Origin of the sequence: Burkholderia sp. 4M9327F10 (assembly GCF_005503145.1) — a bacterium.
Lineage (GTDB): Bacteria > Pseudomonadota > Gammaproteobacteria > Burkholderiales > Burkholderiaceae > Paraburkholderia.
Genome location: NZ_SCNV01000021.1, coordinates 1 through 24,539, shown reverse-complemented (window position 1 = coordinate 24,539; position 24,539 = coordinate 1). Strand labels below are relative to the sequence as shown.

Annotated in this window: 18 protein-coding genes and 2 riboswitches; of the genes, 8 read left to right on the top strand and 10 right to left on the bottom strand. The window is 63.3% G+C overall.

Translation table 11 applies throughout. From position 1 onward, the window contains the following. The first annotated feature begins 118 nt into the window (after positions 1–118). Both FFS45_RS19615 and FFS45_RS19610 read left to right on the top strand, forming a co-directional pair. Positions 119–1,558, top strand: a complete 1,440-nt coding sequence (locus FFS45_RS19615; protein ID WP_137956293.1) for a putative sulfate exporter family transporter — start codon at positions 119–121, stop codon at positions 1,556–1,558. Then, positions 1,555–1,794, top strand: coding sequence for a hypothetical protein (locus FFS45_RS19610; RefSeq protein ID WP_137956292.1), 240 nt, complete (start codon positions 1,555–1,557; stop codon positions 1,792–1,794). The genes FFS45_RS19615 and FFS45_RS19610 overlap by 4 nt, the downstream gene beginning before the upstream one ends. A gap of 26 nt (positions 1,795–1,820) precedes the next feature. On the opposite strand, the gene FFS45_RS19605 is transcribed toward FFS45_RS19610, so the two are convergent. Next, positions 1,821–2,075, bottom strand: a complete 255-nt coding sequence (locus FFS45_RS19605) for a hypothetical protein (RefSeq protein ID WP_137956291.1) — start codon at positions 2,073–2,075, stop codon at positions 1,821–1,823. Between the two features lie 194 nt (positions 2,076–2,269). On the opposite strand from FFS45_RS19605, the gene putA reads away from it, so the two are divergent. The 4 genes from putA to FFS45_RS19580 all read left to right on the top strand — a co-directional run bounded on the left by putA (position 2,270) and on the right by FFS45_RS19580 (position 8,897). Beyond that, on the top strand, positions 2,270–6,199 hold the full coding sequence (gene putA, locus FFS45_RS19600; protein WP_137956290.1) for a trifunctional transcriptional regulator/proline dehydrogenase/L-glutamate gamma-semialdehyde dehydrogenase: 3,930 nt from the start codon (positions 2,270–2,272) through the stop codon (positions 6,197–6,199). Positions 6,200–6,287: 88 nt separating this feature from the next. Then, positions 6,288–7,436 (top strand): branched-chain amino acid ABC transporter substrate-binding protein, encoded by a 1,149-nt coding sequence (locus FFS45_RS19595; protein WP_137956289.1) that lies wholly within the window; start codon positions 6,288–6,290, stop codon positions 7,434–7,436. Between the two features lie 532 nt (positions 7,437–7,968). Next, complete coding sequence (locus FFS45_RS19585) at positions 7,969–8,268, top strand: hypothetical protein (RefSeq protein WP_137956287.1); 300 nt, start codon at positions 7,969–7,971, stop codon at positions 8,266–8,268. 8 nt (positions 8,269–8,276) lie between these two features. Beyond that, positions 8,277–8,897: a hypothetical protein gene (locus FFS45_RS19580; RefSeq protein ID WP_137956286.1), complete on the top strand. Its 621-nt coding sequence runs from the start codon at positions 8,277–8,279 to the stop codon at positions 8,895–8,897. Positions 8,898–8,960: 63 nt separating this feature from the next. Here FFS45_RS19580 and FFS45_RS19575 read toward each other — a convergent pair whose 3' ends face one another. From FFS45_RS19575 to FFS45_RS19540, 8 genes are all read right to left on the bottom strand, one after another. After that, the gene (locus FFS45_RS19575) at positions 8,961–10,664 is read right to left on the bottom strand and encodes a thiamine pyrophosphate-binding protein (protein WP_137956285.1); all 1,704 of its coding nucleotides are present in this window, start codon (positions 10,662–10,664) and stop codon (positions 8,961–8,963) included. A 104-nt stretch (positions 10,665–10,768) separates the two neighbouring features. After that, positions 10,769–12,157, bottom strand: coding sequence for an L-serine ammonia-lyase (locus tag FFS45_RS19570; protein ID WP_137956284.1), 1,389 nt, complete (start codon positions 12,155–12,157; stop codon positions 10,769–10,771). Positions 12,158–12,185: 28 nt separating this feature from the next. Further along, positions 12,186–13,328, bottom strand: a complete 1,143-nt coding sequence (locus FFS45_RS19565; protein WP_137956283.1) for an alginate lyase family protein — start codon at positions 13,326–13,328, stop codon at positions 12,186–12,188. 118 nt (positions 13,329–13,446) lie between these two features. Further along, positions 13,447–16,377, bottom strand: a complete 2,931-nt coding sequence (gene gcvP, locus FFS45_RS19560; protein WP_137956282.1) for an aminomethyl-transferring glycine dehydrogenase — start codon at positions 16,375–16,377, stop codon at positions 13,447–13,449. 74 nt (positions 16,378–16,451) lie between these two features. Continuing rightward, entirely contained in the window at positions 16,452–16,832 is a 381-nt protein-coding gene (gene gcvH / locus FFS45_RS19555; RefSeq protein WP_137956281.1) for a glycine cleavage system protein GcvH, read from the bottom strand. Between the two features lie 63 nt (positions 16,833–16,895). Next, complete coding sequence (gcvT, locus tag FFS45_RS19550; RefSeq protein WP_137956280.1) at positions 16,896–18,014, bottom strand: glycine cleavage system aminomethyltransferase GcvT; 1,119 nt, start codon at positions 18,012–18,014, stop codon at positions 16,896–16,898. An 85-nt stretch (positions 18,015–18,099) separates the two neighbouring features. Beyond that, positions 18,100–18,261: riboswitch (glycine riboswitch) on the bottom strand. A 47-nt stretch (positions 18,262–18,308) separates the two neighbouring features. Further along, positions 18,309–18,411: riboswitch (glycine riboswitch) on the bottom strand. A 143-nt stretch (positions 18,412–18,554) separates the two neighbouring features. Then, complete coding sequence (locus FFS45_RS19545; protein WP_137956279.1) at positions 18,555–18,902, bottom strand: hypothetical protein; 348 nt, start codon at positions 18,900–18,902, stop codon at positions 18,555–18,557. 183 nt (positions 18,903–19,085) lie between these two features. Next, complete coding sequence (locus FFS45_RS19540) at positions 19,086–20,138, bottom strand: oxidoreductase (RefSeq protein ID WP_137956278.1); 1,053 nt, start codon at positions 20,136–20,138, stop codon at positions 19,086–19,088. A gap of 234 nt (positions 20,139–20,372) precedes the next feature. Between FFS45_RS19540 and FFS45_RS19535 the strand changes: the two genes are divergently transcribed. Together FFS45_RS19535 and FFS45_RS19530 are read left to right on the top strand one after the other, a co-directional pair. Beyond that, a complete protein-coding gene (locus FFS45_RS19535; protein WP_137956277.1) occupies positions 20,373–22,457 on the top strand; it encodes a UvrD-helicase domain-containing protein in 2,085 nt (694 codons plus the stop codon). A gap of 133 nt (positions 22,458–22,590) precedes the next feature. After that, on the top strand, positions 22,591–23,205 hold the full coding sequence (locus FFS45_RS19530) for a hypothetical protein (protein WP_137956276.1): 615 nt from the start codon (positions 22,591–22,593) through the stop codon (positions 23,203–23,205). A 122-nt stretch (positions 23,206–23,327) separates the two neighbouring features. Here FFS45_RS19530 and FFS45_RS19525 read toward each other — a convergent pair whose 3' ends face one another. After that, complete coding sequence (locus FFS45_RS19525) at positions 23,328–24,242, bottom strand: c-type cytochrome (protein WP_137956275.1); 915 nt, start codon at positions 24,240–24,242, stop codon at positions 23,328–23,330. Between the last annotated feature and the right edge of the window lie 297 nt (positions 24,243–24,539).

Genomic DNA, 24,539 nt, shown 5'->3' with positions numbered 1-24,539 from the left:
AGCGAAAGGTCGTTTCGTTTCTGAAAGCCACTCGTCTATATTTCGCCGAATCGGCGCAGTTTTAACAACAATCCCAACTTCTCCCGCGCCGACGCACCTCAACTTTCGGGGCTTTGCGATGAGCGATACCAACCACAGCCTGCCGGCGGGCGCAGCACCGGCTAAATCCGATCCTGACCGCGACACGACCGCCAAACGCGGCGGCGGCCTGTTCGCCACCGAAGACTGGTGGGCCGTCTGGATAGGCCTGCTGGTGATCGTCGTTGCGTGGGCCTTGTTCGCTTCAGGCAGCAGCATCAAATGGCTCGCCGTCGCGCCGGCGAAGTGGTCGGACCCGGCGCTGGCCGCTCAGGATCTGCTCAAGCACGTGCCAAACTACGCGGCGCTGTTCGTTGTCTTTGCGGTGCTGTTCGGTGTAAGCCTCGCTGCGTTGAAGCAACGGCTCGCGCATTTCCTGCCTGCGTTCCTGATCCTGTTCGTTGCCTCGGTGTTGATTTTCGTGGTGGGCGCCTGGGTCAACGCGTCGAAGTACAACCTCGAACCGCCGCTGGTTGCACTCGCGCTCGGCCTGGTGATCTCGAACGTGTTCCGACTGCCCGAGTGGTTCTCGGCCGGGTTGCGTGTCGAGTTTTATATCAAGGTGGGGATCGTGCTGCTCGGCGCGACGCTGCCGTTCACCTTGCTGGTCTGGGCCGGTCCGGTTGCGGTCGGGCAGGCGAGCATCGTTTCGCTGGTGACGTTCTTCGTGATCTTCTTTGCCGGCAAGGCATTCGGCCTCGACCGCCGCTTCGCCGCGGTGCTGGGCGTGGGCGGTGCAGTCTGCGGCGTATCAGCGGCCATTGCGATTGCCGGCGCCGTGCGGGCCAAGCGCGAACAGGCTTCGGTGGCGATTACGCTGGTGATCCTGTGGGCTATCGTGATGATCTTCGTGCTGCCGTTCGCGTCGCGCTCACTGGGACTGTCGACGGCGGTTGCCGGCGCCTGGATCGGCACGTCGGAGTTCGCGGATGCGGCCGGCATTGCCGCCGCACAGGCCTATGGGGATTTTGCCAAGCATGCCACCGGCGCAATTGCCGGCGCGCCTGAAGCTTCGTTGCAGGCGTTCACCCTGATGAAGGTGGTGGGCCGCGACATCTGGATCGGCATCTGGGCGTTCGTGCTGGCGCTGGTTGCAACGACGCGCTGGGAGAGTGAAGACAACGGCGTCAAAGCGAAAGCGAATCCCGGTGAGATCTGGGCGCGCTTTCCGAAATTCGTGATCGGGTTTGTGATTGCGTCGGCGCTCGTGACGTGGATCGCGAGCCACTATTCGCTGGCGGATTACCGCAAGGTGGTGACACCTGAGTTCGTCGCCCCGATTACGGCGCTGCGCACCTGGGCGTTCATCTTCTGCTTTCTGAGCATCGGCCTGACGACGCGGTTGCGGCTGCTGACCGCTACCGGCGTGAAGCCGTTCCTCGCATTTACAGCCGGTGTCGTCGTCAATATCGCCATCGGCTACGCGCTGTCCGCGCACGTGTTCGCATCGTATTGGAATAGCTTGGGGCAGGGATCGTGAACGCCGTTGCCGAGCGCGCCGAGGCCGCCACGCTAGCGCTGCGCGCGTGCCGGCCGAGTTGCGCCGGCTGCCGGTATCGCGCCGACGATCGGGAAACGCTGGAGCAGAGCATCCCAGGCCTCACTGTGTTCAGTTCAGGGTTTGGGGCAAGCGTAGGCGCGAGCCGGCTCTGTCGTTTGCACGACCAGCTGGTCTCGCCGCAGGACGCCTGCAGCCAGTTCGCGCCGCTCGCCTGAGGGCGCTCGTTCCCGTCTATTCCTGCTTATTCCCGGACGGCGCCGCGGGCGTCGTCGGACGAAGTGCTCGCGTCGACCGTTTCCCTTGCAACCGAGCTGGTCGCCCCGCGAATGAAAAACACGGCGCACATGGCGCACATCGTCCAGATTCCTGCCACTACCAGCCACTTTTCCATTTCAAACACCCCGTCGAGCCCCGTAACGTGCGCTTTTTGCGCATTCATACTCTGGATAACGGCTTGATTGGCGTTTCGATAAGGGCTGTTGAAAAAGAAATTCATAAGGGAAAGTACCGATGCCGGACGGCACCGGTCCGGCGCGCCGCCACCCGCGTGAAACCCCGGTCGCACAAGGCTTTGTCAATGGTGCAACCATGCTATCTGGATGGTTGCACCTTTTTATTGGGAGGCGTAGGATTCGGCCAACTTTTTAGTCTTTGGCCGGCGCGGATTGGCTGGCATATGAAGAAGGAAACATGGCTAGCACCACCCTCGGCGTCAAGGTCGACGACCTCCTGCGTTCCCGGCTGAAAGATGCCGCTACCCGTCTCGAGCGCACTCCGCACTGGCTGATCAAGCAGGCGATCTTCGCCTATCTCGAGCGTATCGAGCACGGCCAGTTGCCTGCCGAGCTGTCCGGCGTACATGGCTCGGCCGATATGGCCGACGGCGCGAGCGTGGAGTCTGAAGAGGACGGCGCTTCGCACCCCTTCCTCGACTTCGCACAAAACGTGCAACCGCAATCGGTGCTGCGCGCGGCGATCACGGCGGCCTACCGTCGTCCCGAGCCGGAATGCGTGCCGTTCCTGCTTGGTCAGGCGCGCCTGCCGGCCAACCTTGCCAACGACGTGCAGGCGATGGCGAGCAAGCTGGTCGAAACGTTGCGCGGCAAGAGCCGCGGCGGCGGCGTCGAAGGGCTGATCCACGAGTTTTCGCTGTCGAGCCAGGAAGGCGTGGCGCTGATGTGCCTCGCCGAAGCGCTGCTGCGGATTCCCGACCGCGCCACCCGCGACGCGCTGATCCGCGACAAGATCAGCAAGGGCGACTGGAAATCGCACGTCGGCCAGGCGCCGTCGCTGTTCGTCAATGCCGCTACGTGGGGCTTGATGATCACCGGCAAGCTGGTGACGACCAATAGCGAAACGGGGTTGTCGTCGGCGTTGACGCGTCTGATCGGCAAGGGCGGCGAGCCGCTGATCCGCAAGGGCGTCGACATGGCGATGCGCCTGATGGGCGAGCAGTTCGTCACCGGCGAGAACATCTCCGAGGCGCTTGCCAATAGCCGCAAGTTCGAAGCGCGCGGGTTCCGCTACTCGTACGACATGCTCGGCGAAGCGGCCACTACCGAAGCCGATGCGCAGCGCTACTACGCCTCGTACGAGCAGGCGATCCACGCTATTGGCAAGGCGGCCGGCGGTCGCGGCATCTACGAAGGCCCGGGCATTTCGATCAAGCTGTCGGCGCTGCACGCGCGCTACTCGCGCTCGCAGTACGAACGCACGATGAACGAGCTGCTGCCGCGCGTGCGCTCGCTCGCGATTCTCGCGCGCCGCTACGACATTGGCCTGAACATCGACGCCGAAGAAGCCGACCGCCTCGAAATCTCGCTCGATCTGCTCGAGGCGCTGTGCTTCGATCCGGAACTGGCGGGCTGGAACGGGATTGGTTTTGTGGTCCAGGCGTACCAGAAGCGCTGCCCGTTCGTGATCGACTACATCGTCGATCTGGCGCGCCGCAGCCGTCACCGCATCATGGTGCGCCTTGTGAAGGGGGCGTACTGGGATAGCGAAATCAAGCGTGCGCAAGTGGACGGCCTCGAAGGCTATCCGGTCTATACGCGCAAGATCTACACCGATGTGTCATACCTCGCGTGCGCGAAGAAGCTGCTCGGCGCGCCCGACGCGGTGTATCCGCAGTTCGCCACGCACAACGCGCATACGCTCTCGGCGATCTATCACCTCGCCGGCCAGAACTACTATCCCGGCCAGTACGAGTTCCAGTGCCTGCACGGCATGGGCGAGCCGCTCTATGAAGAAGTCACGGGCCGCGACAAGCTGAACCGGCCGTGCCGCGTGTATGCACCGGTCGGCACGCACGAAACGCTGCTCGCGTATCTGGTGCGGCGTCTGCTGGAAAACGGCGCGAATACGTCGTTTGTGAACCGCATCGCCGACGAAAGCGTTGCGATCAAGGATCTGGTCGCCGATCCGGTGGATGAAGCGTCGAAGGTCGTCCCGCTCGGCGCGCCGCACGCGAAGATTCCATTGCCGCGCAACCTGTATGGTGCAGAGCGCGTCAATTCGATGGGCCTCGATCTGTCGAACGAACACCGGCTGGCGTCGCTGTCGTCGGCGCTGCTGGCGAGCGCGCATCATCCGTGGCGCGCGGCTCCGATGCTCGAAGATAACGAAATCGCCGTGGGCACCTCGCGCGACGTGCGCAACCCGGCCGATCATCGCGATCTGGTCGGCACGGTCGTCGAAGCCACGCCGGAACACGTGAGCGCCGCGCTCGCGCATGCCGTGGCCGCTGCGCCGATCTGGCAAGCGACGCCAGTGGAGGCTCGTGCCGATTGCCTCGCCCGTGCTGCCGATCTGCTCGAAGCGCAGATGCATACGCTGATGGGTCTGGTGGTGCGCGAAGCGGGCAAGTCGCTGCCGAACGCAGTGGCGGAAATCCGCGAAGCAATCGACTTCCTGCGTTATTACTCGGCGCAGATTCGCACCGAGTTCTCGAACGACACGCACCGCCCGCTCGGCCCAGTCGTCTGCATCAGCCCGTGGAATTTCCCGCTGGCGATTTTCATGGGCCAGGTGGCGGCCGCATTGGCTGCCGGCAATACGGTGCTGGCGAAGCCGGCTGAACAGACCCCGCTGATTGCGGCGCAAGCGGTGCGCATCCTGCGCGAAGCCGGTGTGCCGGCCGGCGCGGTGCAACTGCTGCCCGGCGACGGCGAGACCGTCGGCGCGGCGCTGGTGGCCGACGCCCGTACGCGGGCGGTGATGTTCACCGGTTCGACCGAAGTCGCGCGCCTGATCAACAAGACGCTTGCGAGCCGCCTGGATGCCGATGGCAAGCCGATTCCGCTGATCGCCGAAACCGGCGGCCAGAACGCGATGATCGTCGATTCGTCGGCGCTCGCTGAACAGGTGGTGGCGGACGTGCTGAACTCGGCGTTCGACTCGGCCGGCCAACGCTGCTCGGCGCTGCGCGTCCTCTGTCTGCAGGACGACGTGGCGGATCGCACGCTCGAAATGCTGAGCGGCGCGATGCGCGAGCTGGCGGTGGGCAATCCGGATCGCCTGTCGGTCGACGTCGGTCCGGTGATCGATGTGGACGCGAAACGTGGTATCGACGCGCATATCGCCTCGATGCGCGACAAGGGTCGCAAGGTCGTGCAACTGCCGATGCCGGAAGGCTCCACCTCCGGTACCTTCGTGCCACCGACGCTGATTGAGCTCGACAGCATCGACGAACTGAAGCGCGAAGTATTCGGCCCGGTGCTGCATGTGGTGCGCTATCGCCGCAGCGCGCTCGACAAGCTGCTCGAGCAGATTCGCGCGACCGGCTACGGCCTCACGCTCGGCATCCACACGCGTATCGATGAAACGATCGCGCACGTGATCAGCCGCGCGCATGTGGGCAACATTTATGTGAACCGCAACGTGGTGGGCGCGGTGGTCGGCGTGCAACCGTTCGGCGGCGAAGGTCTCTCGGGCACAGGTCCGAAGGCAGGCGGCGCGCTGTATCTGCAGCGTCTGCTGGCAACGCGTCCGGCTGGATTGCCGAAAACGCTGGCCCAAGCACTTGTCGCCGATACCCCGCAGACGACCGAAAACAGCGACAATCCGTCCTCGGCGCTGACCGCGCTGCGCGACTGGCTGATCAGCGAGCGCCAGGCGTCGCTGGCGGCGCGTTGCGACGGCTATCTGTCGCAAGGCCTCGCGGGCGCGACGGCGGTGCTGCCCGGTCCGACCGGCGAGCGCAATACTTACACGCTCGGCGCGCGCGGCACGGTGCTGTGCGTGGCGTCGACGGCGAGCGGCGCACGCGTGCAGTTTGCGGCGGCGCTGGCCACCGGCAATCGCGCGCTGTTTGAAGGCGCGGCCGGCGAGCAACTGGTGTCGGCGCTACCCGCTGCGCTCAAGCAGTATGCGAGCGTGAAGAAGAGCGCTGACGCGACGTTCGATGCGGTGCTGTTCGAAGGCGATAGCGACGAACTGCTCGCGCTGGTGAAGGAAGTGGCCAAGCGCGTGGGTCCGATCGTTTCGGTGCAGGGCGTGGCGGCGCGCGCTCTGGAAAGCGGCGAAGAGGACTATGCGCTCGAGCGTCTGCTGACGGAGCGCTCGGTCAGCGTGAATACCGCGGCGGCAGGCGGTAATGCGAATTTGATGACGATCGGTTGAGCGAACCTTTAACGGTCGATTCAATAAAACGGAAGCGGTACGGCGACCCCGAAACCGCTCCACTCACACCTGGTACCAAGGAGAAGCTATGCAACACAAGATGAAGCAGTTGGCAGGCGCGGCACTCGTTGCAGCGATGTCACTGGCGGGGACAGCACACGCACAGCAGGTCGAAGACGTGAAGGTTGGCTTTGCTGGTCCGATGACGGGCGCGCAGGCCCACTACGGCAAGGACTTCCAGAACGGCATCACGCTGGCAGTGGAAGAAATCAACGCGACCAAGCCGGTGATCGGCGGCAAGCCGGTGCGCTTCGTGCTGGACGCAGCCGACGACCAGGCTGACCCGCGCACGGGCACGACTGTCGCGCAGAAGCTGGTGGACGACGGCATCAAGGGCATGCTCGGCCACTTCAACTCGGGCACGACGATCCCGGCTTCGCGCATTTACGCGAACGCTGGCATCCCCGAAATCGCTATGGCGACGGCGCCTGAGTACACGCAGCAAGGCTTCAAGACCACGTTCCGGATGATGACGTCCGACACGCAGCAAGGTTCGGTGGCCGGCACGTTCGCGGTGAAGAGCCTCGGCATGAAGAAGATCGCGATCGTCGATGACCGTACGGCTTATGGCCAAGGTCTGGCTGATCAGTTCGAGAAGGCAGCGAAGGCATCGGGCGCGACGATCGTTGATCGTGAGTTCACCAATGACAAGGCTGTTGATTTCAAGTCGATTCTGACGAAGCTGAAGTCAGTCAATCCGGATCTGATCTATTACGGTGGCGCGGATTCGCAAGCTGCTCCGATGGTCAAGCAGATGAAGACGCTCGGCATCAAGGCTCCGCTGATGGGCGGCGAGATGGTGCATACGCCGACTTTCCTTTCGCTGGCTGGCGATGCGGCCAACGGTACTGTCGCCTCTTTGGCCGGCCTGCCGCTGGATCAGATGCCTGGTGGCGCTGATTATGTTGCCAAGTACAAGAAGCGCTTCAATGAAGACGTGCAGACGTATTCGCCGTATGCCTATGATGGCGCTATGGCTATGTTCGATGCCATGAAGAAGGCTAATTCTACCGATCCGGCTAAGTATCTGCCTTTCCTCGCCAAGACGGATATGCCCGCTGTGACGACTACTCATCTTGAGTATGACACTAAGGGGGATCTTAAGAATGGTGGGATCACCCTGTATAAGGTTGTTGATGGGAAGTGGACTACGTTGCAGAGCGTGGGTGGGAAGTAAGGGGGTGGTTTTGCCTTGCGGCGCTTGAGGGGGCTTTTGTTTTGTTGTTGTTTCTCCTTCTCTAGCGTTGCGGCTTAGTTGTGTTGTTGCCCTGCGGGTCTTCTGGCTCGTGGGGCTTTTCTTTTTTTGTTTTGGCCTTTCCTTGCATTCTTAGTGGTCTATTAGCGTTGCCCCTGTGCGGGGCGGCACTTACTTTCTTTGCCGCCGCAAAGAAAGTAAGCAAAGAAAGCGGGCTCACACCGCTAGTGCTTAGGTGTACACATCTCTTGTGATGCCGGAGTGGTCCGAAGACGAGACCCGTCTTCGCACACTCCACCTCCGTGACACAGCACTCTTCCGCTCCAGCGTCGCGCTTCGCGCTCCGCCGTTGGGCATAACCTTTCTCGCGACTCGCCCCCCATCGGCTAGGCATCAGATTGGCCATTTGGCTGACTCGCCGTCCAATTAAAAGTCCTCAACAATTGTGGCTGGTCTTCGTACACGTCACGGTTGACAGATCGTACGAGAGGTGTCGTACAATTTGGAGGTGCCTTTGGCGGTATCAATTAAATATAGCGAGGTGAAGCTGGCGGTCATCGCGGCGCTTCGGGCCGGCAGGTTTCAGCATGAGTCGCGTCACGACATTGAGGTCAAAAACCTGCTTGCCATGGGAAGCGTGTCACCGCTGTTCGTGGAACGCATCATCGTCAAAAGCGACGGGACGCAGCACACATCGTCGCCGCATCACGAAATTGATGCTGTTGATGTTCATGTGATTGTGTCAGGTGGCTGGTACGTCAAGTTCTACTTTATTGGCGATTCAGACACCATGTTTATCAGCGTTCATCAGTGAGCGGAGTCATGAACAAGAAACTGTATGAGGAAGGTGAGAAGAGTAAGGCGATCTGTTATAGCTGCAAGCAGATCGTGAATTCCACCTTCGCCCGGCGCGATGTGCCGTTTAGTGACGGCAACGGCGAGGTGAAAGACATCCTTGTTTCAGTCTGCGATCTATGCGATCAAGTGGTCGCTATTCCCGCGCAGTCCACGCCGGCTATTCGCGAAGCGCGCCTGAAAGAGGTGAAATCCATCGAGGCGCAATTGCCCGCCATTTATCTCGATATGCTTGATCTCGCCGCCTACACGATCGATAGCGCAAGTTCTACCGAGTTTCGCAAGGTTCTCGTGACCTTGTACGTGCATCGTTTCGCTTCCGGTGAATATCCCAAGGAGCGCCTGATGAAGGCGCATCGTTCTGCCGTGGCCCGCTTCAAGGAGCAGCGCGGCGCAGCGCGCAGGCGCCTTTCCATGAAGGTGACGCCGCGCATCGCCGAAGATATCAAGACGTTGACTGAGGATACCGAGATGAATCAAACGGAAGTGCTGAAGTCCGTCATCTACCAGATTCAGGCTGACGTCGTCGAAGCGCGCAAACCGGCTCTAATGAGAGAACTCAGCGCCTTGTCTGTGATTTCCGCCTAGCGGCGGATCGTCGGGAGCACTGGACGGTCCCTGCCAACAAGACCGTCCCATCGTCCGCTATTTCTACTCACCCCGCAGCTTGCGCCCCTGTTCCCGAATCTGCTCCAGGGTCGCGCCAGGCGTGCTCGCTTCCTGCGGCATGCGAATCTCTATCACCGCCGCGCGTTTTGCCGCCAGCGAGCGCTCAAGCGCCGGCACGAAGTCTTCCGTGCGTTCTACCGTCTCGCCATGCGCGCCGAACGAGCGCGCGAACGCCGCGAAGTCTGGATTGGTGAGGCCCGTGCCATGCACGCGGTTCGGATAGTGCCGCTCCTGGTGCATGCGGATCGTGCCGAAGTGACTGTTGTTCACGACGATGAACAACACATGCAGGTCGTACTGCATCGCCGTCGCCAGTTCCTGGGCGGACATCATGAAACAGCCGTCGCCGGCCAGCGCCACTACCGCGCGCTGCGGATAGAGCGACTTCGCCGCAATCGCCGCCGGTACGCCGTAACCCATTGCGCCGCTGGTCGGTGCGAGTTGCGAGCGGAAGTGACGGTACGAGAAGTGTCGGTGCAGCCATGTGGCGTAGTTGCCCGCGCCGTTGGTCAAGATGGCGTCCTCGGGCAAGTGCGCGCGTAGTTGCTGGATCACTTCGCCCATCTGCACGTTGCCGGGGATTGGGCGCGGCTTGCGCCAGTCCAGATACGCGCGGTGTGCTTCTTCCGCACTGCCGGCCCATGCGGGTGTCCCCGCGGGTTTTAGCGCTGCCAATAGTGCGGCGAGTTCCGGCATGCCTGAGACGATCGGCAGGTCAGCCGCATACACGCGGCCCAATTCCTCGGCGCCTTGATGCACGTGAACCAGCGTCTGCTTCGTCTTCGGAATGTCGAGCAGCGTGTAGCCGCCCGTCGTCGCTTCGCCCAGGCGCGGCCCGAATGCGAGCAACAGGTCCGCGTCGTTGATGCGCTTTGCCAGCGCGGGATTGATGCCCAAGCCGACGTCACCCGCATAGTTCGGGTGCTCGTTGTCGAGCGTGTCCTGAAACCGGAACGCGAGGCCGACCGGCAACTGCCAGTTCTCGGCGAAGCGCTGCAGATCGGCACACGCGGCAGGCGTCCAGCCGCTGCCGCCGGCTATTACCATGGGGCGCTGCGCGCCTTCGAGCATGCTGCGAAGCTGATCGATCTGTGCCGCCGACGGCGATGCCGCCACCCGGTGATACGCAGGTGCGCTGGGCACCACGGCACACGCATCGCTCAGCACATCTTCCGGCAGCGACAGCACGACCGGACCCGGTCGCCCGGAGGTGGCCGTATGGAACGCGTGACTCAGATATTCGGGGATGCGTCGCGGGTCATCGATCTGTGCGACCCACTTCGCCATCTGGCCGAACATGCGCCGGTAGTCGATTTCCTGGAAAGCCTCGCGGTCCAGATGCTCGCGTGCGCACTGGCCGATCAGCAGAATCATCGGCGTCGAATCCTGAAACGCGGTGTGCACGCCAATCGAGGCGTGCGTCGCGCCGGGGCCGCGCGTGACGATTGCCACGCCGGGGCGGCCGGTCAGCTTGCCGACCGCTTCGGCCATATTGGCCGCTGCGGCTTCGTGCCGGCAAACGATGGTCTGGATGCGTTCGGTCTCGTCGTGCAGCGAGTCGAGTACGGCGAGGAAACTCTCGCCGGGTACGCAGAAAACACGTTCGACACCGTGCGTCAGCAGGGCGTCGACTACAAGGCGCGCACCAGTGGTGGTGGCGGAAGCGGAAACGTTCGGCAGCGGCATTGCGGTGAAGCCTCCAGTCGGGTCGTCGATTGCGTGGTCGGCCGGCAGTGGGCCGACGGGCTTCGACAGCTTACGCCGAGTGGGCGCCGGGTGTCACTGCAACATCAACATTCGACGATATTCACCGCCAGGCCGCCGCGCGAGGTTTCCTTGTACTTGGTCTTCATATCCGCGCCGGTTTCACGCATGGTCTTGATGACCGAGTCCAGCGACACGTAGTGACTGCCGTCGCCGCGCAGCGCCATGCGGGCTGCGTTGACCGCTTTCACCGACGCCATCGCATTGCGCTCGATACACGGAATCTGCACCATGCCGCCCACCGGATCGCAGGTCAGTCCAAGGTTATGTTCCATGCCGATCTCAGCGGCATTCTCGACCTGTTCCGGCGTGCCGCCCATCACCGCGGCGAGCGCGCCTGCCGCCATCGAGCAGGCCACGCCCACTTCGCCCTGGCAGCCCACCTCGGCGCCTGAAATCGACGCATTCAGTTTGTACAGAATACCGATTGCCGCTGCGGTCATCAGAAAGTCGATCACGCCTTGCTGGTTCGAACCGGGCATAAAGCGCGTGTAGTAATGCAGCACCGCCGGAATGATCCCGGCCGCGCCGTTGGTCGGCGCCGTCACCACTCGTCCACCTGCCGCGTTCTCTTCATTGACGGCGATCGCATACAGATTGATCCAGTCCACCATCGACAGCGGATCGCGCAACGCCAGCTCGGGATTGCCCGACAGCGAACGATACAACTGCGGCGCGCGCCGCTTCACCTGGAACGGCCCAGGCAGCGTACCGTCCGCATCCGGATTGCCGATGCCGCATCCGCGTGCCACACACGACTGCATCACGTCCCAGATCTTCAGCAGACCCGAGCGCGTTTCTTCTTCGGTATGCCACACGCGCTCGTTTTCCCACATCAGCTGCGCGATGCTCTTGCCGGTCGCCTTGCACAGCGCGAGCAGCTCATTGGCGCTGCGAAACGGATGCGGCAACTGGTCGACGGCGCTCAGCACCTTGGTATTGGGCGCACCGGCTGTCACGACAAACCCGCCGCCGACGGAAAGATACGTGGACTCGCGCAGCGTCTCGCCTTGCGCATCGAACGCGCGGAGTTTCAGCCCGTTCGGATGCTCGGCGAGCGCCTGGCGATAAAACGAAATGTGATCCTTCTGTACGAACGGCACCGGGTGCGTGCCGAGCAGCGCCAGGCTGCGCGAGGTGCGCACCGCCTCCAGGCGCTGCGCGATCGTATCGGGATCGACGGTATCCGGTGCGTCGCCCATCAGGCCGAGCATCACGCCGCGGTCGGTGCCGTGGCCCTTGCCGGTTGCGCCGAGCGAACCGTACAGATCCACCTTCACCGAAGCCGTGCTCGCCAGCAGTCCGTCGCGTTCGAGCCCCTGGACGAACATCAGCGCCGCGCGCATCGGCCCGACCGTATGCGAACTGGACGGCCCAATGCCGATTTTGAAAAGGTCGAACACACTGACTGCCATTACTGCTCCTGCTAATAAAAGTATCGGTTTAACGTGCCGGCAGCGGCAGGCACACGGCCAGCCACGCCGGCGGTGTCGGCGCCAGCCGCAGCGCGATCGGCGTATAGCGGCCATCGAGCCGCGCCGCCAGGTGAAACAGTTCCGTCGCGTTCTTCGGATCCCACTCACCCGAATAGCCGGGCAAGCCGGCTTCGCGACGTTTTGCATCGAACGGGACGTCCGAATGCACAAATTCTTCGTGGGTCTTCGTGCCCAGCGCGTACGGCGTCAGCCAGTTCAGCGCGGCGGCCAGCGTCGCGCCGTTGGTGGCCTTTTCCGGCAACCAGTTGCGGTTGTGGCGGCGGGCCGCCAGCGCCGCCGTGACGAGCGGCTGCAGATCGTAGGTCACGTAATGCAGCGCATCGCGTTCCTTGAAATCGACCGTCGAACCGTCCGGCTCGATGTTGTCGCCAATGTGCTCGACAAACAGCCGCTGCGCCGCGTTGATCATCTTGCGGTTGTCGAGCGTGAAGGCGGCCATCGCAATCAGTTTGACCCGGTGGCTCTGCCAGTTGTTGCGAAACGTGCCGGTCAGCGGGCGCGGCTGCGCATCGATCTGCGCGATGTAACCGTTTCCGAGTTTCGTCAGGAACGCCATCGCTGCGTTGCGCGTTTTCACCGGCAACGCGCTCGCAGTCATGTCGTAGGCGAGAATCAGGCCTTCGAAACGGGTTTCGTCGATCGGGTTGAAGCTCGGCTCGTAAGTGGTCACCCATGCGTACAGCAGACGGTCGACCAGCTTCAGGTAGCGGTCGTCGCTGGTGGCGCGCCAGGCAAGCGCGGCGTTGCGCAGCAGGTCAAGGTCTTTCTCGGCTTCGACGCTCTGATCGTAAATGCCTTCGTGCGGTAGCGTGCCTTCGGTATGCAACTTCGCCACGGCGTGCGCCGGCTCGTTCAGATGCGCTTCCACGTTGGCGACCAGCGCCTTGACGCCGGGATCGGCATTCGTGCGTTCGCTGGTTTGCAGCGCGGGCGCTGCACAAAAATTCATCGCTGCGCGGGCCTGCCGCGCCGGTAGCATGGCGGCGCTGCACACCAGCAGCAGCGTCGCGAGCGGCGTACCCGCGGCTTGCCAGCAGGGCATGCGCCGTGAATAGCTCGGGCTTTCCATCATTAGCACCTTTCGCACCATGCGAAACTCCTTCGTTGGGCTGATTCGGTGTGTGATGTTAGCCGTTCCCGGGCGCGAACGACAGGACCGCACACCGCCGTAAGGCGGTGTGCGGTTCAGGACAGCTACTGCGGCGGCGTTACGCGTAATCCGCGATCGGCACGCAGGAGCAGAACAGGTTGCGGTCGCCATACACGTTGTCCGCACGGCCGACAGGCGGCCAATATTTCCTTGCAATCAGCGACGGCAGCGGGTACGCCGCCGTTTCACGCGCATACGCGTGCTTCCAGTCGTCCGCGATCACCACGGCCGCGGTGTGCGGCGCGTGCTTGAGCGGGTTGTCTTCGCGGTCCGAGCGGCCTTCCTCGACGGCGCGGATTTCCTCGCGGATCGCAATCATCGCCTCAATGAAGCGGTCGAGTTCTTCCTTCGATTCCGATTCGGTCGGCTCGACCATCAGCGTGCCCGGCACCGGGAAGCTCATGGTCGGCGCGTGGAAGCCGTAGTCGGCGAGGCGCTTGGCGACGTCGTCGACGGTGATGCCGCTGGTTTCCTTGATCGGGCGCAGATCGAGAATGCACTCGTGCGCGACCAGTCCGCCCGGGCCCGAGTACAGCACCGGGTAGTGCGGCGCGAGCTTGTTGGCGACGTAGTTGGCGTTGAGGATCGCGGTTTCCGTGGCTGCGGTGAGGTTCTTCGCGCCCATCATCGCGATGTACATCCACGAGATCGGCAGGATCGAAGCGGAGCCGTAAGGCGCGGCGGACACTGCGCCGATGCCGGCCGGCGTGCGCTCGTAGCCCGACGAAACCTGGTTCGGCAGGAACTTCGCGAGGTGCGCGCCCACTGCGACCGGGCCGACGCCCGGGCCGCCACCGCCGTGCGGAATGCAGAACGTCTTGTGCAGGTTCAGGTGCGAGACGTCGCCGCCGAACTGCCCCGGTGCGCAGAGGCCGACCATCGCGTTCATGTTCGCGCCGTCCACATACACCTGGCCGCCGTGCGCATGCACGATTTCGCAGATCTCGCGCACGTTCGCCTCGAACACGCCGTGCGTCGACGGGTACGTGATCATGATGGCGGCCAGCTTGTCCGCGTGCTGCGCGGCCTTCGCCTTCAGGTCTTCGATATCGACGTTGCCCTGCGCATCGCAGGCCACGACGACCACCTGCATGCCGGCCATCTGTGCCGATGCCGGGTTCGTGCCGTGCGCCGAAGCGGGAATCAGGCAGACATTGCGATGGCCTTCGCCGCGCGAGGCGTGGTAAGCGTGGATGATCAAGAGACCCGCGTATTCGCCTTGCGAGCCGGCGTTCGGCTGCAGCGAGACCGCCGCGTAACCGGTTGCCGCCACCAGCATCTGTTCGAGCTGGTCGATCATTTCACGGTAGCCGACCGTTTGTTCAGCCGGTGCGAACGGGTGAATCTGCCCGAACTCGGGCCACGTGACCGGCAGCATTTCCGAGGTCGCGTTCAGCTTCATCGTGCAGGAGCCGAGCGGGATCATCGAGCGGTCGAGCGCCAGGTCCTTGTCGGAGAGGCTGCGCAGGTAGCGCAGCATTTCCGTTTCCGAATGATGACGGTTGAACACATGGTGCGTCAGGTACGCGCTGGTGCGTTCGAGCGCGGCCGGCACGGTGCTTTCCACCGGCAGTTCGGCGTCGAGTGCATCGATTTGCGGCGCTTCGTCGACGAACGCTGCCTGCGCGAATGCCGCGAGCAGATCGGCCAGATCGCTGCGCTTGGTGGTTTCGTCAATCGAGATGCCGACGCGCGTGTCGCTCACGCGGCGCAGGTTGATGCGCTTGGCGGTGGCGGCGTCATGCAGCGCCTGGGTGCGGGCGCCGGTTTCGAACGTGAGCGTGTCGAAGAAAGTTTCGTTGACGAGCGTGTAGCCGAGCTTTTTCGCACCCGCTGCGAGCAGCGCAGCGATGCGGTTCACGCGCTGGGCAATCGTCTTCAGGCCGTGCGGGCCGTGATAGACCGCGTACATGCTGGCCATGATCGCGAGCAGCGCTTGCGCGGTACATACGTTCGAGGTCGCCTTTTCGCGGCGGATGTGCTGTTCGCGCGTTTGCAGCGCGAGACGCAGGGCGGGCTTGCCTTGCGCATCGACGGTGACGCCGACCAGGCGCCCCGGCATTTGCCGCTTGAATTCGTCGCGCACGGCGAGGTACGCCGCGTGCGGGCCGCCGAAACCGACCGGCACGCCGAAACGCTGCGTATTGCCGATGGCCACGTCCGCACCCCATTCGCCCGGCGGCGTGAGCATGGTCAGCGCAAGCAGATCGGCGGCGGCGACCACATGGCCGCCCGCAGCGTGGATCGCCTCAGCCAGCGCGCGGTAGTCGCGCACATCGCCGTTCACGCCCGGATACTGCAGCAGCACGCCGAACGCATTCGCACCGGCAGCTTCCGCCGCCGGCCCGACCTTCACTTCGATGCCGACCGGCGTGGCGCGCGTTTTCACCACTTCGATGGTTTGCGGCAGCACGTCGTCGGCCACGTAGAAGATGTTCGACTTCGGCTTGCCCACGCGCTGCAGCAGCGTCATCGCTTCGGCGGCGGCGGTGGCCTCGTCGAGCAGCGATGCGTTGGAGATGGCGAGGCCGGTCAGGTCGATGATCATCTGCTGGAAGTTCAGCAGCGCTTCGAGACGGCCTTGCGAGATTTCCGGCTGATACGGCGTGTAAGCCGTGTACCACGCCGGGTTTTCGAGTACGTTGCGCAGGATCACCGTCGGGGTGTGCGCGTTGTAGTAACCCTGCCCGATATATGAGCGGAACACCTGGTTCTTGTCCGCCAGCTCACGCAGCGCGGCGAGCGCTTCGGCCTCGCTCTTCGGTTGCGCGAAGGGGCCAAGGGGCAGCGTTTCGCTGCGGCGGATCGTCTTCGGAATCACGGCGTCGATCAGCGCGGCGCGCGACGCGAAGCCGAGGGCTTCGAGCATGGCCTGCTGGTCGGCCGAATCCGGGCCGATGTGCCGTTCGGCGAAGGCGTCATGCACTTCGAGCGCGGCGAGCGAGAGAGGAGTGCGGTTCATCAGACGATCCGGGTGTTCGAGCTTCATGGGGTGTTCCTGGCGGTGCGGCCGTCCGCGTTCATGGGACGCCGCACCTGACGGTTGATACGAGTTTTAAATGCTCACGCGCCGATGGACTTGCTGTACGCGTCGGCGTCGATCAGGCGGTCATGCGTGGCGCCTGCTGCCGGCTTGATCTTGAACAGCCAGCTTTCATACGGCGTGGTGTTGACGGCGTCCGGGGTATCGGCAACGGCCGTGTTCGCTTCGATGATTTCGCCCGAGACCGGTGCGTAGATATCGGAGGCGGCTTTCACGGATTCGATGACCGCGACGGTGTCGCCGGCGCTGACGGTCTTACCCAGTTCCTGGACTTCGAAGAAGACGATGTCGCCGAGCGCTTCTTGCGCGTGGTCGGTAATGCCGACCGTCAGCGTGCCGTCCGCTTCGGTGCGGACCCATTCGTGCGATTCGGTGTATTTCAGATCGGCCGGGATGCTCATCGGATGCTCCTATGCGGTGTTCGGTAATGATTTAAAAGTTCGGGGGACGCACGCGACAGCCGCTTAAGCAGCAAGCACCTTGCCGTTGCGCACGAACGGCAGTTTTACCACGCTTGCGGGAAGGGCTTTATCACGGATTTGCACGTGAACGATATCGCCGGGTTTCACGTCCTTCGGCACGCGTGCGAAGGCAATGGATTCCTGCATGGTCGGCGAGAACGTGCCGCTGGTGATTTCACCATCGCCGTGCGGCGTGACGACCTTCTGATGGGCGCGCAGCACGCCGCCGGCCTTGCCGTTTTCCTTTTGCAGGATCAGTCCGACGAAGGCGGAGCGGCTACCGTCGGCTTCGAGCTTCGCCTTGCCGACGAAGTCGCGCGGCGAGGTCAGGTCCACGGTCCAGGCGAGGCCGGCGTCGAGCGGCGAGACGTCGTCGTCCATGTCCTGACCGTACAGGTTCATGCCGGCTTCGAGGCGCAGCGTGTCGCGCGCACCGAGACCGGCCGGGCGCACGCCCTGGCGCACCAGCGCGTCCCAGAACTCGCAGACGGAGGTGGCGGGCAGCACGATTTCGAAACCGTCTTCGCCGGTGTAGCCAGTGCGCGCAATCATCAATTCGCCAAACGGCGTGTTCTCGACGATGGCGGCGTTAAACGGCTTGAGGGCTTCGGTGGAGGTGCGCGAGGAGGGTGCGACTTGCCAGACCTTTTCGCGGGCGTTCGGACCCTGCACGGCGACAATCGACAGATCGCGGCGCGGCGTGATGCTCAGGCCGTAGCTGCCTTCGGTGTTGAGCTTGCCGAACCAGGCCACGTCTTTCTCGGCGGTGCCGGCGTTGACCACGAGGCGGAAGTGCGTCTCGCTGAAGTAATAGACGATCAGATCGTCGATCACGCCGCCATTCGGGTTCAGCAGGCAGGAATAGAGCGCGCGGCCCGGGGTTTGCAGCTTGCCGACGTTGTTGGCAATGGCGTGTTCGAAGAAGGCGCGCACGCGCTCGCCGGTGAAGTCGACCACGCACATGTGCGAGACGTCGAACATACCGGCGTCGGTGCGCACGGCGTGGTGTTCGTCGATTTGCGAACCGTAATTGACGGGCATGTCCCAGCCGCCGAAATCGACCATGCGGGCCTTCAGCTCGCGATGGGTGGCGTTAAGCGGGGTGTGTTTGAGTTCGGTCATCAGGGCCTCAGGCAATCTCGACGGATAACAAAAAGGCCATGCGGCTTGATCCCTCGCGGCAAGAATGCCTGCGAGCGATGCCATGCATGACCCCTCTGTCCTCGATACCTGAGAGATTGCGCTGCCGTGCGGGTTTGCAAGCTGTTGCAAGCCGTCACGGTGAAACGCGCGCCCCTTCGGTGGGCAGCCTGCCTGGTTCGACGATGCTCGATACCGGTGGCTACTGCCGCTCTCCAGAGTGCGAAAAACCGGTGCCTGATGAAAGCCCGGACCATGCCGGAATCAGACGGGTTCTTCGACGCGGTCGGTCCTTTTGCCTGAGAGTTTGCGGGTGTGCCCCTTCGGCGGCGCGGCCTGCGAAAAACATGCGGCCAGCGCGCTCTCCCGACGCGTGCGGCGAATGTACGCGAGGCCCACAGGCTTGTCAAATGAAGGCTTCGGAGAGTGGCGCGGCGGCCCGGTGCGTGCGGCTCGCGCCAAAAAAAAGCGCGGGGAATGACCCCCGCGCCGGTGCTTTCACAGCAGATTGCAGTGAGAGACTTATTCGCCGATAGCGTGAGCTGCGCCGTCGAGTTCCTGGTTCAGCACGCGCTGTTCGTCGCCGGACAGGCCGCCGCCATGCTGCGCCGCCATGTCATGCGCTTCCTGACGGATCACGTCGAGGCGGTGATGCAGTGCGCCACCTTGCGGCGGCGGGTAGTAGCCTTGGTTGACGTGATTGTCGATGCGATGGCTCAGGTTATCGATACGGCCGTAAACCTGATTCAGGCGCTCAATAGCGATTTCGTGCTGGTCAGGGTGCGGCGCCGGGGGAGGCGGCGCGACCACGCAAGCGGCCAGCGAAGAAACCAGCGCCAAACCAGCCAGCGCACGGATGAAACGTTGCATACCCACTCTCCTTGTCGTCATCTTTTTGATCGATGGTCAGATCGATATCGGGTAGCAACGGCCAAGCCCTGCTACCCGATGACCTAAATTCAGCAATATATTGTAACGGAGCGTACCTTTCGGAACTGTTAGCAGCGGTTGCCGTCGTGTAAGCCGTGATTTGTGCTGATTTGGGCGGCAATCCTAGCGGATTCGTTCGAACGGCAAACGGCGGCCTTCCACCTCGCTGCGTGCCGCCAGTTCGATGATCGTCATGACGTCGACGGCGTCCTGCGGGCTGACCGGGAAACGCTCGCCATCGAGGATGGTGGCCGCGAGCGCGCGGTAGAAACCGACATAGTCGCCGTCGCGAGTCGGCAGCTCACGCTCGACTTCCTTCCCCGCGCTGTCGAGCACCCGCAGCAGGCCCGCTGCGTTGCCGCCCGCGAAACCGGCGTCACCGGGGCGCAGACCGGCTTTCAACTGATCTTCCTGGGTGTCGAGCTCACGCTTGACGTAGCTGCCGTGCGTGCCGTCGATAGCGAAGCGCGGCGGCGCCAGCGCGGTGAGGGCGCTCGCGTGCAGGACGACTTCGAGATCGGCATAGCCGAGTTGCAGATGCACATAGTCGGGCGCGCCGCCGCCGTCGCGATGCGTCTTGACGGTGGCCGACACGGTGGCCGGTGTGCCGAACAGTGCCAGCGCCTGGTCGATCAGATGCGGCCCGAGATCGAACAGCAGGCCGCCGCCGCGCGACGCTTCCTCGCGCCAGCGTGGCCGCACATCGGGACGGAAGCGGTCGAAGTGCGATTCGTAGTGCGTGATGCGGCCCAGTTCGCCGCTCGCCAGCAGGTCGCGCACGGTGAGGAAGTCACCGTCCCAGCGGCGGTTGTGAAACGGCGCAAAGGTGAGGCCGCGTGCCAGCGCCAGGTTGGCGAGCGTAAGCGCTTCCGTGGCCGTCAGCGTGACCGGCTTGTCGACCACCACATGCTTGCCGGCTTCGAGCGTGCGTTTGGCGAGGTCAAAGTGGGTGTCGTTCGGCGTGGCAATCACCACGCACTGGATATCGTCGAGCGCGAGCAGGGCGTCGAGGTCCGGCACGACGGCGGCGCGCGGATAGTCGGCGCGGGCCTGCTCACCCTTGCTCGTCGCAATCGCGGCGACGGTGGCCCGGCCGCTGTGTTCGATGACCGGCGCGTGGAAGGTGACGCCGGCGAAACCGTAACCCATCAATCCTGTTTTGAGCGGTGCAGACATGTGAGTTTCCTGCAAGAAGACGCGCCGCTTTGCCACCGCGGCGGCGGCGCGAGGCTTGTCATTGTGGCACGCCGCGCGCGGGAGGGGCGCGGGTGGCCACGTGTCACGGGCCGGTCGAGGTCTTCGTCGAGGTCTTCGTGTTAACATCGCTGCTCTCGCGCGGGACGGATTGGCCGGCAGGTCCACCTCAGCACCGCACCGCGCCCTCAACCGTCACACCCCCGCCCACACACGATGTCTGCAGGCCTGAATCCCGCTCAAAACGAAGCGGTGCGCTATCTCGATGGTCCCTGTCTTGTGCTCGCCGGCGCAGGCAGCGGCAAGACGCGCGTGATTACGCAGAAGATTGCGCACCTGATCGAAGTCAAAGGCTTCGAGCCGCGCCATATTGCGGCCGTCACCTTCACGAACAAGGCGGCGGCGGAAATGCGCGAGCGCGTCGGCAAGCTGCTCGAAGGCAAGACGCTGACGACGCCCGGCAAGGAGGGCCGCAAGGTCCCTGTTAATCAGTTGACGGTGTGTACCTTCCACTCGCTCGGCGTGCAGATTTTGCGTCAGGAGGCGGAGCACGTCGGCCTGAAACCGCAGTTCTCGATCATGGATTCGGACGACTGCTTCGGCATGATCCAGGAACAGGTCGGTTCGACGGACAAAGGCTTCATCCGCAAGATCCAGTCGATCATCTCGCTGTGGAAGAACGGCCTGATCATGCCGGAAGAGGCGATAGCGATTGCGGCCAACGAGGACGAGCATCAGGCGGCGATCGTCTACCGCAACTACGTGGCCACGCTGCACGCGTATCAGGCGGTGGATTTCGACGATCTGATCCGTCTGCCCGCCGAGCTTTTCGCCCGCAACGAGCAGGTGCGCGAGCGCTGGCAGAACAAGCTGCGCTATCTGCTGATCGACGAGTATCAGGACACCAACGCGTGCCAGTACGAGCTGCTGAAGCTGCTGGCGGGGCCGCGCGCCGCGTTCACGGCGGTGGGCGACGACGACCAGGCCATCTACGGCTGGCGCGGCGCGACGCTGGAAAACCTCGCGCAGCTCGGCAAGGATTTTCCGAAGCTGCATCTGGTTAAGCTGGAGCAGAACTACCGCTCGACGGTGCGCATTCTCACTGCCGCCAACAACGTGATCGCCAACAACCCGAAACTGTTCGAGAAGAAGCTGTGGTCCGAACACGGCATGGGCGACACGATCACCGTGACGGGCTGCAACGACGAAGAACACGAAGCCGAGTCCGTGGTGTTCCGCTTGTCGGCGCACAAGTTCGAGCGGCGTGCTCAGTTTCGCGACTACGCGATTCTTTATCGCGGCAATTTCCAGGCGCGCATCTTCGAACAGGTGCTGCGGCGCGAGCGGATTCCGTATGTGCTGTCGGGCGGCCAATCGTTCTTCGACAAGGCTGAGATCAAGGATATCTGCGCGTATCTGCGCCTGATCGCCAATGCCGACGACGATCCTGCGTTTATTCGCGCCATCACCACGCCGCGGCGCGGGGTGGGCAATACGACGCTCGAAGCGCTGGGGTCGTTCGCGGGCCAGGCGAAGGTGTCGCTGTTCGAGGCGGTGTATATGGGCGGTATCGAGGCGCGGCTGTCCGCGCGTCAGGTCGAGCCGCTGCGCACCTTCTGCGATTTTATGCAGCGCCTCACCGACCGCGCGGAGAATGACCCGGCCAGCGAGGTGCTCAACGACCTGATGGACGCGATCCACTACGAGGCCTACCTTTACGATGCATTCGACGAGCGTCAGGCGCAGTCGAAATGGCAGAACGTGCTGGAGTTTATCGAGTGGCTGAAACGCAAGGGCACCAAGCCCGAGCCTGAAGCGGGCAGCGAAGCCACCGGCTACGACAACGCCGACGGTCTCGCGGATACCGGCAAGAACCTGCTGGGCCTGATCCAGACGGTGGCGCTGATGTCGATGCTCGAAGGCAAAGAGGAAGACCCGGACGCCGTGCGGCTTTCCACCGTGCATGCGTCGAAGGGACTCGAGTATCCGCACGTGTTTCTGGTAGGCGTCGAGGAAGGCATCATGCCGCACCGCGGCGGCTCGGACGACGCGCCGATCGACGACGCACGCATCGAGGAAGAACGCCGCCTGATGTATGTGGCGATCACGCGGGCGCAGCGCAGCTTGCATCTGAACTGGTGCAAGAAGCGCAAGCGCGCGCGGGAGACGGTGGTGTGCGAGCCGTCGCGGTTTATTCCCGAGATGGGCCTGGATGAGGCGCCGCCGCCGACTGCGGAAGAAGCGCCGATGTCGCCGAAGGACCGGTTGGCTAGCTTGAAGGCGTTGTTGCAGAAGCCTTGAGTGGGGGCTGCGGTGCGGCCGCGAGGTGCGCGCGGTGCGTTGCGGTAAGACCCCGCTCGCGGGAGGTTCATCGACGCTGGCCGGGTGGTGGCGCGCTACAGTGGCGCGGTCCGCTTAACCGAGATCCGCACGCATGACCACTTTGCCGCTCGCGCGCTACCGCAGCGCGCTCGAAACGTATATCGACGCGAAGGACAACACGCGTGCCGAGCGCATCGCCGAAGTGTTCGCGCCCGATGCGGTTCTCACCTTTTCGTTGGCAACCTCGAATATTGCGTTCCCGGCCCGCACGATGGGGACGGCGGCGATCGCCAGGACGTTGGTCAGCGATTTCGGGGCGCAGTATGCGCAGTGCCGGACCTACTATGTGTGCGATTCGCTGGCGGTGGTGGAGGATGAAATCGAAGCGTTGCCGTGGCTCGTGGTGATGCGCGAACCGGCCAGGCAGGCGTTGCGCGTGGGGCACGGGGTGTACCGGTGGACTTTCGGTTCGGCTGAGGCGACTGCAGAGGCAACGCTTGTTAGTGCTTTTCACATCCACATTGCGCGGATGGATGTGGTGCCGGATCCCGATGGTGGCTTGCTTGCGGCTTTGCAGGAGGGCCTGAGTTATCCGTGGCTTGCGCCTGTTGAACTGCGTAAGCATTTCGAAGCGTTGGCCGGGACGATACCGGCGCTCGGTTTTGTGCGTGATTTCGCTGAGCCCGCCATGCCCGCGGCGCCTTTCGTGTCGTCGAGCAGCGCTTGAATGTAAAAAATCCCTGCGCGTGTGGTTATCACGTTGCAGGGATTTTCTTTTCCCGTCTTTTCCCGTTCGGGGCGCCAGCCGTTTCGCGCTGGCGGTGGGGCTGAACCCGGTGCGTTACCCGCTTATTTTGCCGCGCTGACCATGTAGTCAACAGCCGCCTTCACGTCTGCATCGGATGCGTTCGATCCGCCTTTAGGCGGCATCGCACCCTTGCCGTGGAGGGCGTAGTTGTAAATCGTATCCATCGGATCCTTGAGACGCGGCGCCCACGCATCCTTGTCGCCGAACTTCGGCGCATTCAGCACGCCGGCGGCGTGGCACGCCTGACAGACCTGCTGGTACAGCGCCTTGCCGGCCTGCGACGCGTCTGCGCTCTGGGTGGCGCCGCCGCTGGGCGCGGCTGCCGGGGCGCTGGCGATCGAGGCCAGCGCCGCCGCTGCCTGGGATGCCGCTGCCGCGCCTGCATCGGCAGTGGCGCCGGATGCGGGTGCCGCCGCTGCGGCAGCGCTTGACGCAGCTTGCGTCGCGCTCGGCGCCGGCGGCTCGGCAAAGCTGGCGCCTGAATTGTTTGCCATGTAGACGACGGCGCGGGCAATTTCGTAGTCGCTATAGTCGTCCGGGCTGGTGCCGCCGCGCGCGGGCATCGCACCCTTGCCGGTCAAAGCCGTGTGCAAGAGCGTGTCGAAACCTTGCGCGATGCGCGGCGCCCAGTCGGCGGAATTGGTGAATTTGGGTGCGCCGGCCGCGCCGGTGGCGTGACAGGCCGAGCAGACCGCCTTGTAGACTTCCTCGCCGGTCTTGTAGACGCGCGGCGCGTTGGCGTCGCGAATGTCGACCTGGGCGAGCGGCGCGATGCGGGCGCTAACTTCGGCGTCGGAGAGGCTGTCGGTACCGGCGCCGGTGCGGGTCCAGTTGTCCGCGTAGACCGCGAGCAGGACGATGATGATGACCGGGACGGCAAAACCGGCAATGATCGCGGCAACGAGCTGTGCGGGGGTTTTGATTGGGGCTTCGTGATTATTTGGTGCTTCGCTCATGCTTGTCTCGTCTCCCGTGGGTATTGTGAGCGGTACAGCGTGACGGCAACGACCATTTCTTTATTAGCCACGGACGATTATAGACGGAAGGTTTCGGCGGCGGTGAGGGGCGGCTGGGGGTCTGTTTCTTATAGACATCTGACGCTGCCGACGACTTCTTACGTTAAGATCCAGGAGATCACCCGGATATTAAATCAAACAAAACAGAAAACACCATGACCATGAAACGTGAGAATAACAAAGACTAAATAGAGAGACAAACATAGAAATGAACAACAGAAGTATAAAAAATCTAAA